The organism is Sinorhizobium americanum, assembly GCF_001651855.1.
GTDB lineage: Bacteria > Pseudomonadota > Alphaproteobacteria > Rhizobiales > Rhizobiaceae > Sinorhizobium > Sinorhizobium americanum.
Map to the genome: position 1 here is coordinate 26,227 of NZ_LNQC01000071.1, position 10,453 is coordinate 36,679.

Below are 10,453 nucleotides of genomic sequence, written 5' to 3' on the forward strand. Positions count from 1 at the left end.
GGCCTGGCAAGTCTCATGAAACGAAGTTCGACAGGCGCAGGGTCCATGCATCAGGCAACGAGCGCGACGGTCGGCGAAAAGCCGCTTCTGTCCCTTCGCAACATCAACATGACCTTCGGCGGCGTCAAGGCGCTGAAGAATGTGAGCTTCGAGGTTCGCCCGGGCGAAGTGCATTGTCTTGCGGGCGAGAACGGCTGCGGCAAGAGCACGCTGATCAAGGTGGTCACCGGCGTCTATCGCCCTGCGGACGGCGCCGTCATCGAATATGACGGCGAGACCTATGCGCATATGTCGCCGGTCACAGCACAGGACCGCGGCATTAAGGTCATCTGGCAGGACCTGGCGCTGTTCCCGGAAATGAGCGTCGCCGAGAATATAGCCTTCCACGAAGTGGTCGGCCGCCGGCCGCGCCTGGTCGATTATGGTCGCATGCAGCGGATCGCGACCGACGCGCTCGGCCGTCTCGGCGTCAGTCTTGATGTCGATCTACCGCTGAAGGAATACGCAATCGCCCAGCGCCAGATCGTCGCGATCGCCCGGGCACTCGTCGGCGAGGCCAAGCTCGTCTTCATGGACGAGCCGACGGCATCGCTGACGCAGTCGGAGACCGATCACCTCCTCGATATCGTTCGCAACCTCTCTGCTTCCGGCGTCGCCGTCGTCTTTGTCAGCCACCGGCTGGCCGAGGTTCTGGAGATTTCAAGCCGGATCACCGTGCTGCGCGACGGGGCGCTGGTCGGGGTCTTTCCCGCCGCCGGCATGACGCAGTCGCGCATCACAGAACTGATGACCGGCAAGACCTTCGACCAGCATGTCCGCGCACGCCCGAAGGACGACCAGCCAGTCGTGCTCGACGTTCGCGGGCTGACCCGGCCGGGCCAGTTCGAGGATATTTCGCTCACCGTCCGTCGTGGTGAGACGGTCGGCATCACCGGCCTCTTAGGAGCAGGGCGAACCGAGCTGGCGCTCGCTCTTTTCGGCATGCTGAAGCCCGCTTCGGGCAGGATCAGCATCGAGGGCAAGGAGGTCCGCTTCACCTCCAACCGCGACGCCATCAAGGCTGGCGTCGCCTATCTCTCGGAGGACCGGCTGTCGCTTGGGCTCATCCAGCCGCAGTCGATTGCCGACAATCTGGTGATCGCGTCGCTCCGCAAGATTCTTTCCGGGGGACTGCTTTCCGACGATCGTAAGCGCGGCCTCGTCTCCCGCTGGATCGCCGACCTCGGGGTCAGGATCGGTCGCCAGGCCGATGCGATCTCCACGCTTTCGGGCGGCAACCAGCAGCGCGTCGCGATCGCCAAGTGGCTCGCCACCGATCCAAAGATCCTCATTCTCGACTGCCCCACGGTTGGCGTCGATGTCGGCGCCCGCGCCGGGATTTTTGACATCGTTGCCAAGCTCGCCGAGAGCGGCCTGGCGATTATCCTGATTTCCGACGAGGTGCCGGAGGTCTATTTCAACGCCGACCGGGTCCTGCACATGGCGCAGGGGCGCATCGTCGGCAGCTATGATCCGCGTCAGGCGCGGCTGGAAGACATCGAGGCAGCCGTCTATGCGTAGCCTGATCCGCACTCACGCGACCGAGTTCTCGCTGCTGGCGGTGATCATCGTCATCAGCACCGTGCTTTCCTTCGCCACGGCGAATTTCTTCTCGCTCGGCAACGCCTTCGACCTTTTGAACATCAGCGCGGTCAACATCATCTTCGCCGTCGGCCTGCTGGTGGTGCTGATCGCCGGCGGCATCGATATCTCCTTTGCCGTCGCCGCCTCGGTCGTCCAATATTGTACCGCGACCGCGCTCGGCTGGATCGGCGGCGGAGGCTGGGTCTCCGGGCTCCTGATCGCCGGCTCGCTCGGCGTGCTGCTCGGCTGCGTCAACGCCTTCCTGATCCACCGCTTCCGGATCATCTCGATCGTCGCGACGATCTCAACCTTCAACATCTATTTCGGGCTGCTGATGTTCTTCACCCGGGGCGTGTCGATCTACGACCTGCCAGACTGGTTGACGGATCGCGTCATCCTCTTCGAGCATGAAATGCCGGACGGGACCTGGATCGAGATCACGCTGCCGGTTCTCGTGATGGTGATCTGTGTCATAGCCACCTGGATGCTGATTACCCGCACCACGGTCGGCCGCCAGCTTTACGCCTTCGGCGACAATCCGGAAGGGGCGCGCCGCTTCGGCATCAATATCGGCGCCATGCAGTTCATCGCCTTCGGCTGGCTCGGCCTGATGGCCGGCATCGGCGGGCTGATCCAGGCGCATTATGCCCAGGAGGTGGTGCCGAACGCGCTTTACGGCCGCGAACTCGACGTGCTTGCTGCAGTCGTCCTCGGCGGCGCTCGCCTCGGTGGCGGCAAGGGTTCGGTGCTCGGCTGCGTGCTCGGCGTTCTCCTGATCTCGATCACCCAGAACGGCCTCAACCTGATGGGCGTCTCGCCCTTTGCCTTCAAGATGATCGTCGGCGCCATCATCCTGGTCGCCATCACGCTTTCGAATACGCGCATCGAGCGTCTGCTGCCCTTCGTCGGCCAGAAGGGAGGGGGACGATGACCGCAATCTTCGAGCGCGTCAAAACGGCCCTCGGTCCGGAGATGGCCGGCCCCGGCCTCGCCTTTGTTGCCGTCGTCCTTGTCTTCGGACTTGCCTCGCCGCAATTCCTGAGTGCCGCGACCTTCGGCTCCGTCGCCTTCCAGCTGCCGGAACTTGGACTGCTCACGCTTGCCATGCTGCTGCCGATCCTCACCGGCGGCCTCAATCTGGCGATCACCTTCACGGCGAACATCGCCGGGCTGACGGTCGCCTGGGTGCTCAGGGAGAATGGCGGCGTCGACGCCGGTGTCGGCATCTTCATCGTGGGGTCCCTGCTGGCACTGATGGTTGGCGCGGCGAGCGGCGTCGTCATGGGGCTGGTGATCGCCTTCACCCGCGCCCATCCGATCCTCGTGTCGCTGTCGATGATGATCTTCCTGCGCGGCCTCGGCGAGTTCCTGACGCGCGGCGGCGATATCTCCGGTTTCCCGGCCTTCATGGGGCCGATCGGCCATGGCTCTATCGCCGGCATCCCCGTACCGCTGATCGTCTTCATCGTCTGCGTCCTCGGCTGGCACGTGCTGCTCGGCCGCACCAAGCTCGGCTTCAATACCTATATGATCGGCTCCAATCTCGAGGCGACCCGCTATTCCGGCATCAACACGCGCAAGGCGATCGTGCTCGTCTACACGCTCTCCGGCGTGATGTGCGCCATCGCCGGCATCATCATGCTGGCACGGTTCAATTCGGTGCGCATCGGCCATGGCGAATCCTACCTGCTGATCACCGTGCTTGCCTGCTTCCTCGGCGGCGTCAATCCGTTCGGCGGCTTCGGCCGGGTCATTCCCGTCTTCGTGGCACTGGTGGTGCTGCAGCTTCTGTCGTCCGGCCTCAATCTCATCGGAGCCAACCAGCATCTTGCGACCGCCGTCTGGGGCATCCTGCTCGTCGGCGTGATGATCCTGCGCTGGGTCGCTTCGAAAATCAGGATTTCCATCATCAGAAAAGGATCATGACCATGCAGGGATTTGGCGTCCATACGAGCATGTGGACCATGAACTGGGACCGACCGGGTGCGGAGCGGGCGGTGGCGGCAGCCGTCAAATACGAGGTCGATTTCATCGAAATTCCGATGCTCAATCCGCCGGCCGTCGATACGGAACATACCCGTGTGCTGCTCGAGAAAAACCGGCTTCGGGCGCTCTGCTCGCTTGGCCTGCCTGAGCGTGCCTGGGCATCGGTGCGGCCGGACGCGGCGATCGAGCATCTGAAGGTCGCGATTGACAAGACCGCCGATCTCGGCGGGGAGGCGCTGTCCGGCGTCATCTATGGCGGTATCGGCGAGCGCACCGGGGTGCCGCCGACGCTCGCGGAATATGACAACATCGCCCGGGTGCTCGAGGCCGCCGCCAAGCACGCTAAGTCGCGCGGCATCGAGCTCGGCGTCGAAGCCGTCAACCGCTATGAGAACCATCTGATCAATACCGGCTGGCAGGCGGTGAAGATGATCGAGCGGGTCGGTGCCGACAACATTTTCGTGCATCTCGACACCTACCACATGAACATCGAGGAGAAGGGCGTCGGCAAGGGCCTCCTCGATGCACGCGAGCATCTGAAATATATTCACTTATCGGAGAGCGACCGCGGCACGCCGGGTTACGGCACTTGCGGCTGGGATGAAATTTTTTCTACCCTTGCCGCCATCGGTTTCACGGGCGGTCTCGCCATGGAGAGCTTCATCAACATGCCGCCGGAAGTGGCCTATGGCCTCGCCGTCTGGCGGCCGGTCGCGAAGGATGAGGAGGAAGTGATGGGCAATGGCCTGCCCTTCCTGCGCAACAAGGCCAGGCAATATGGGCTGATCTGAAGACCTCAACAGGCGGCCAGGCTCTGTCTGGCCGCCTGTTGCGTCCAGAGCAATAGGTAGTGGAGGCAGCGGTGAGCGATCGAGGAAGTGCAACGGCGATGATCGCCGTCCTCGACGTCGGCAAGACCAATGTCAAGCTCAGCGCCGCCGCGGCGGACGGCACGATCGTCGAAAGCCTCTGCGTCCCCAACCCCGTTCTGGCCGGACCGCCCTGGCGCCATCACGATCTGAATGCCTTGAGCGATTGGACCTTCGAGACACTGGCGATCCTCTCGCGCCGCCATGCCTTCAGCGCCTTCGTCACCTCCGGACATGGCTCCGGCGGAGTGCTGACCGGTGCCGCTCCGGATGCCGGCGATGGCGCCGCTCTTCCGATGATCGACTATGAGCAACCATTGCCGGCCGACATCCGCGACGGCTACGCACCGCTCGCCGGCACCTTTCTCGACCGCGGCAGTGCGACCATGCATGGCGCGACCCACCAGGCCCGTCAGCTCTATTGGATGGAGCAGCGCGAGCCACACGCATTCGGGAAAGCCCGTTGGTATCTTGGCCTGCCGCAATACTGGGCCTGGCGGCTTTCCGGTGTCGCCGCCTCGGAGGCGAGCTTTCTCGGCGCCCAATCGCATCTCTGGAATGTCGCGGAAGCGCGCTGGGCGCCGATCGTCAGCGCCCGCGGCTGGCAGCGCCTGATGCCGCCCTTCGCCAAGGCCTGGCAGGCGCTGGGGCCCGTCCGGCCCGAACTTGCCCGCCGCTTCGATCTGCCTGAAGGGCTGCCCGTTCTGACGGGCGGCCATGACAGCAGCCTCAATCACTATCGCTATCACACCGCCGGGCTGCGGGATTTCACGGTCATCTCGACCGGAACCTGGATCGTCGGCTTCTCCGGTTCGACGCCGGTCGAGCGGCTCGACGAACATCGCGGCATGACCCTGAACAGCGATGTGTTCGGCAATCCGCTCGGCGGCATCCTGACGATGGGAGGCCGCGAATTCTCGCAGATCGCCGGCAGCGATCCGCCGGCCGAGCCTGTGCCGCTCGAAACCGTCGCGCGTCTGATAGCACAGCGCACCTTCGCCGTTCCCTCCTTCGGTGAGGGTGATGGCCTGTTTCCTGACAGCGCCGGCCGCGGCCGAATTCTGGGTCCGCCGGTCGCGGAGCCGATGGAACGCAAGGCCCTGGCGCTCCTTTGTTGCGCGCTGCTGACCGCCGAGTGCATCGGCATGCTCTCTGATGATCGCCTCGTCGTCCTCGATGGAAGTTTTCTGCGCGATCCGCTCTATGCGAGACTCGTGGCATCCTTGCTTCCAGGCCGCGCGGTGCGCGTCAATCTCGATGCCTATGGCGTCGCCGCCGGCGCGGCGCTGCTTGCCGGCCAGGAGAGACGCCGGCATCCGGCACCACTTACCCTCGGGAAGCCGACTAATCTCGAAGACCTTACACCCGAGCTCATAGGCTACGCCGCCGATTGGCGGGCCCTTGCCGGCGCAGCGCCGGGCAAGCGAAACGAATTCGAACACGCGAAAGGAAGCTTCCATGGCTGAAGACCCGACGACCGACAAGCTGGCACTAAGGCGCGAGATGGTGGACATCTGCCGGCGGATGAATTCGAGCGGCATCAACCAGGGAACGGCCGGCAATCTTTCCGTGCGCGCCGGCGAAGGTTTCCTGATCACCCCGTCGTCCATGCCTTACGAGACGATGCAGCCGGAAGATCTGGTCGAGATGGATTTCGATGGAACCTATTCCGGCCATCGGCCGTCGTCCGAATGGCGCTTCCATCGTGATATTCTGCGAGCCCGCACCGATATCAACGTCGTGCTGCATTGCCACTCGATCTATGCGACGACGCTTGCCTGCCACCACAAGACCATTCCGAGCTTTCATTACATGACGGGCATTGCCGGTGGCACGACGATCCGCTGCGGCGAATACGCGACCTTCGGCACGCAGGCGCTTTCCGATAACGCGCTTGCCGCACTCAAGGACCGGACCGCCTGCCTGCTTGGCCAGCACGGCCAGATCTCGCTCGGCAAGACGCTCGAATCGGCGCTCTGGCTTGCGATCGAGGTCGAGACGCTGTCGCGGATCTACGTCCAGGCTCTTACGCTTGGCGAACCGCCAATCCTGCCCGACGACGAGATGGAGCGCGTCATCGCCCAGATGCGGCGCATGAGTTACGGCCAGGCTCCGGATGCGGAGGGCGTGAACGATATCGCCCGGCCGCGTGGGTCTGCGTGAGGCCGGCCGGACTGCTTGGGGTCTGCCGCGCGTTTGGAAAGGAACTTAGCCGTGGTGGACCTGTTCACGGAACCAGCGTCGGCTGGGTAGGTGGCGCCTGGGTGCCGGGGTCCAGCGCCAGAATACTGACCACAAGAGCGACGAGGATGCAGATAAGCACGAGGAAGGCCATGCCTGCTTTGTCGGTGCGCTTCGGCATGTCCTATATGGAATGGCGAATGTGAGAAATTCGAGGCAAATCTCTCAGAGATCGGGGTGGCTCCGCATCATTGTGCTGAACCAAGGAATCGGTTCCGCCAACCTCCAGCGCCGGACGGTGCCGACTGGCATCTACGCCTTTCGCCATCAAAGCATGGTTGCGCCGCTTGCCCACCTTCTTCTTTTGCAATTCGTGCTTGGCCGCCCGGCTCTTTGGAAGGAAATTAGCCGGCAGCGATGGTATCGTTCGCGAGAGGGCCGCAGAGCGGTAACATGGGCCGGCGCGCCTGCCGGACGATAGGAGATCGTCGGCGGGCGTCGGGAGGAGAATGGAATGTTTGAAGCTGGATTGAACTTCGCCCTGGGCGAGGAGATCGATGCTTTGCGCGACAGCGTGCGGCGGTTCGCGTCGGAGCGGATTGCGCCGCTGGCGGAGGAAACGGATCGGAGCAACGCCTTTCCGGCGCCGCTCTGGCGGGAGATGGGCGAACTCGGCCTGCTCGGCATTACCGCCGACGAGGCCTATGGCGGCGCCGGCCTCGGCTATCTCGCCCATTGCGTCGCCATGGAGGAGATCAGCCGCGCCTCGGCGTCTGTCGGCTTGAGCTATGGCGCCCATTCCAACCTCTGCGTCAATCAGTTCAATCGCAACGGCAACGCCGAGCAAAAGGCGAAGTACCTGCCGAAGCTGATCTCCGGCGAGCATGTCGGGGCGCTCGCCATGTCGGAGCCGGGTTCCGGTTCAGACGTCGTCTCGATGAAGCTCAAGGCCGAGAAGCGCGGTGACCGCTACGTTTTGAACGGCAGCAAGATGTGGATCACCAACGGTCCAGATGCCGATGTATTGGTTGTCTATGCCAAGACCGATCCGGCCGCCGGGCCGCGCGGCATCACCGCCTTCCTCGTCGAGAAGACCTATCCCGGCTTCTCGACCGGCCAGAAACTCGACAAGCTCGGCATGCGCGGCTCGAACACCTGTGAACTCGTCTTCAAGGACTGTATCGTGCCGGAGGAAAACGTGCTCGGCAAGGTCGGCGAGGGCGTCAAGGTGCTGATGTCGGGCCTCGACTACGAACGGGTCGTGCTTTCCGCCGGCCCGCTGGGCATCATGGCGGCTTGCCTCGATGTCGTCGTCCCCTATCTCCATGAGCGCAAGCAGTTCGGGCAGCCGATCGGCGAATTCCAATTGATGCAGGGGAAGCTTGCCGACATGTATGTGACGATGAATGCGGCGCGGGCCTATGTCTATGCGGTGGCGGCGGCCTGCGATCGCGGCGAGACGGCGCGCAAGGACGCTGCCGGGTGCATTCTCTATGCCGCCGAGAAGGCGACCGCGCTGGCGCTAGAGGCGATCCAGGCGCTCGGCGGCAACGGCTATACCAATGACTATCCGGCCGGCCGCCTGCTGCGTGACGCCAAGCTCTATGAGATCGGCGCCGGCACGAGCGAGATCCGCCGCATGCTGATCGGCCGCGAACTGTTCGCCGAGACGAAATAGCCACTACAGCGCCGTGCGTCCTTCAGGCGCACAAAGGACGCTGTAGACCGGAGGGCGCCGCTTGACTGAGGAAGGGCAGGGCTTGGGGGGACAATGACAATATTGCGATCGCACATCTCGCCATCCTCGGATGTGTTCAAGGAAAACCGTGCCGCCATGGCGGAGGCGATCTCGACGATAGAGGAAGCGGTGCGGCAGGCGGCCGGCGGCGGCGGAGAAACCGCGCGCGAGCGCCATGTCAGCCGCGGCAAGCTCTTGCCGCGCGACCGGGTCGCCGCTCTCGTCGATCCGGGCACGCCCTTTCTCGAGGTCGCAGCGACGGCGGCGCACGGGATGTATAACGGCGATGCGCCCGGTGCCGGGCTGATTGCCGGGATCGGGCGGGTTTTCGGCCGCGAATGCATGGTTGTCTGCAACGATCCGACCGTCAAAGGCGGCACCTATTATCCGATCACCGTGAAGAAGCATCTGAGGGCCCAGGAGATCGCCGCTGAAAACCGGCTCCCTTGCGTCTATCTGGTCGATTCCGGCGGCGCGAACCTGCCGAACCAGGACGAGGTCTTTCCGGATCGCGATCACTTCGGCCGCATCTTCTACAATCAGGCCAATATGTCGGCGGCCGGGATCCCGCAGATCGCCGTCGTCATGGGCTCCTGCACGGCCGGTGGCGCCTACGTGCCGGCGATGTCCGACGAGACGATCATCGTCGAGCGCCAGGGGACGATCTTTCTCGCCGGTCCGCCGCTGGTTCGGGCCGCAACCGGAGAGGTGGTGTCGGCGGAGGATCTCGGCGGCGCCGACGTGCACACCCGGCTTTCCGGCGTTGCCGATCATCTGGCGCGCGACGACGCGCATGCGCTGGCGCTCGCCCGCCGCGCCGTCGCGGGGCTCAATCGCGAGAAGTCGCATTCCGTCGAGCTTCGCGAACCGGAGCCGCCGCTCTATGATCCGGACGAGATCGCCGGCATCGTGCCGGGCGACCTGAAGACGCCCTATGAAATCCGCGAGGTGATCGCCCGGATCGTCGATGGCTCTCGCTTCGACGAGTTCAAGGCGCGTTTCGGGACGACGCTCGTCTGCGGCTTCGCCCATGTCCACGGCATCCCGGTCGGCATCGTCGCCAACAACGGCGTGCTGTTCTCGGAATCGGCACTCAAGGGTGCGCATTTCGTCGAGCTCTGCGCCCAGCGCAGGATCCCGCTCGTTTTCCTGCAGAACATCACCGGCTTCATGGTCGGACGCAAATACGAGACCGAAGGCATCGCCAAGCACGGTGCCAAGCTGGTGACGGCAGTCGCGACCGTCAAGGTCCCGAAGATCACCATGCTGGTCGGTGGCTCGTTCGGGGCCGGCAATTACGGCATGTGTGGACGGGCCTTTTCGCCGCGTTTTCTCTGGACCTGGCCGAACAGCCGCATCTCGGTGATGGGCGGCGAACAGGCGGCGGGCGTGCTTTCGACGGTGCGCGGCGAGGCGCTGAGGCGCGCCGGAACGCCCTGGAACGAAGAGGAGGAAGCACGCTTTCGGCAGCCGGTTCTCGATCTCTTCGAGCGGCAGAGCCATCCGCTCTATGCATCAGCGCGTCTGTGGGATGACGGCGTCATCGATCCGCGCAAGAGCCGGGAGGTGCTGGCGCTTTCGCTCTCGGCAGCGCTCAACGCGCCGGTCGAGGACACGCGTTTCGGGCTGTTCAGGATGTAGCGGGGAGGGCTAAAAGTGAAGCGTGACAACATCAACGCCCTGAGCGCGCCGCAGCCGCGCGGCGGCTATTCGCAGGCCGTCAGCATCGAGAACTTCCGTCGGTTGCTTTTCGTCAGCGGTCAGGTCCCCATGAACTCGAACGATATCGTCCCGGAAGGTTTCGAGGCGCAGGCCCGCCAGGTCTGGCTGAATGTCGACGCGCAATTGAAGGCGGCGGCCATGTCGAAGGCCGATATCGTCAAGGTGACGACCTATCTCGCCGACAGGCATCATCTCGCGGCGAACCGCGAAATCCGCAACGACTATCTGGGTTCGCTGGCGCCGGCGATGACGGTGGTCGTTGCCGCAATCTTCGATTCCGCCTGGCTCCTCGAAGTCGAAGTGGTGGCGGCACAATAAAGCGGAAGAGAGGCAT

General features: G+C 64.0%; 10 protein-coding genes. 9 read left to right on the forward strand and 1 reads right to left on the reverse strand.

What is annotated here, in order from left to right:
- Positions 1-45: 45 nt before the first annotated feature.
- The 6 genes from ATC00_RS20775 (at position 46) to ATC00_RS20800 (ending at position 6,641) form a co-directional block, all read left to right on the forward strand.
- Positions 46-1,560, forward strand: a complete 1,515-nt coding sequence (locus ATC00_RS20775; protein ID WP_064254210.1) for a sugar ABC transporter ATP-binding protein — start codon at positions 46-48, stop codon at positions 1,558-1,560.
- Positions 1,553-2,554, forward strand: coding sequence for an ABC transporter permease (locus ATC00_RS20780; RefSeq protein WP_064254211.1), 1,002 nt, complete (start codon positions 1,553-1,555; stop codon positions 2,552-2,554). Before ATC00_RS20775 ends, ATC00_RS20780 begins: the two co-directional genes overlap by 8 nt.
- The gene (locus ATC00_RS20785; RefSeq protein WP_064254212.1) at positions 2,551-3,549 is read left to right on the forward strand and encodes an ABC transporter permease; all 999 of its coding nucleotides are present in this window, start codon (positions 2,551-2,553) and stop codon (positions 3,547-3,549) included. Before ATC00_RS20780 ends, ATC00_RS20785 begins: the two co-directional genes overlap by 4 nt.
- Before the next feature lie 2 nt (positions 3,550-3,551).
- The gene (locus ATC00_RS20790; protein ID WP_064254362.1) at positions 3,552-4,400 is read left to right on the forward strand and encodes a sugar phosphate isomerase/epimerase family protein; all 849 of its coding nucleotides are present in this window, start codon (positions 3,552-3,554) and stop codon (positions 4,398-4,400) included.
- A 71-nt stretch (positions 4,401-4,471) separates the two neighbouring features.
- A complete protein-coding gene (locus tag ATC00_RS20795; protein ID WP_234782386.1) occupies positions 4,472-5,944 on the forward strand; it encodes an FGGY family carbohydrate kinase in 1,473 nt (490 codons plus the stop codon).
- The gene (locus ATC00_RS20800) at positions 5,937-6,641 is read left to right on the forward strand and encodes a class II aldolase/adducin family protein (protein ID WP_064254214.1); all 705 of its coding nucleotides are present in this window, start codon (positions 5,937-5,939) and stop codon (positions 6,639-6,641) included. The genes ATC00_RS20795 and ATC00_RS20800 overlap by 8 nt, the downstream gene beginning before the upstream one ends.
- A 64-nt stretch (positions 6,642-6,705) precedes the next feature.
- Here ATC00_RS20800 and ATC00_RS33865 read toward each other — a convergent pair whose 3' ends face one another.
- A complete protein-coding gene (locus ATC00_RS33865) occupies positions 6,706-6,840 on the reverse strand; it encodes a hypothetical protein (protein ID WP_268801744.1) in 135 nt (44 codons plus the stop codon).
- 333 nt (positions 6,841-7,173) lie between these two features.
- Between ATC00_RS33865 and ATC00_RS20805 the strand changes: the two genes are divergently transcribed.
- The 3 genes from ATC00_RS20805 (at position 7,174) to ATC00_RS20815 (ending at position 10,437) form a co-directional block, all read left to right on the forward strand.
- Positions 7,174-8,337 carry an isovaleryl-CoA dehydrogenase gene (locus ATC00_RS20805; protein ID WP_064254215.1) on the forward strand — a complete coding sequence of 388 codons (1,164 nt, stop codon included), beginning with the start codon at positions 7,174-7,176 and terminating at the stop codon, positions 8,335-8,337.
- Between the two features lie 93 nt (positions 8,338-8,430).
- Positions 8,431-10,038 carry a carboxyl transferase domain-containing protein gene (locus ATC00_RS20810; RefSeq protein ID WP_064254216.1) on the forward strand — a complete coding sequence of 536 codons (1,608 nt, stop codon included), beginning with the start codon at positions 8,431-8,433 and terminating at the stop codon, positions 10,036-10,038.
- A 15-nt stretch (positions 10,039-10,053) separates the two neighbouring features.
- The gene (locus ATC00_RS20815) at positions 10,054-10,437 is read left to right on the forward strand and encodes a RidA family protein (RefSeq protein ID WP_037384269.1); all 384 of its coding nucleotides are present in this window, start codon (positions 10,054-10,056) and stop codon (positions 10,435-10,437) included.
- Positions 10,438-10,453: the final 16 nt, after the last annotated feature.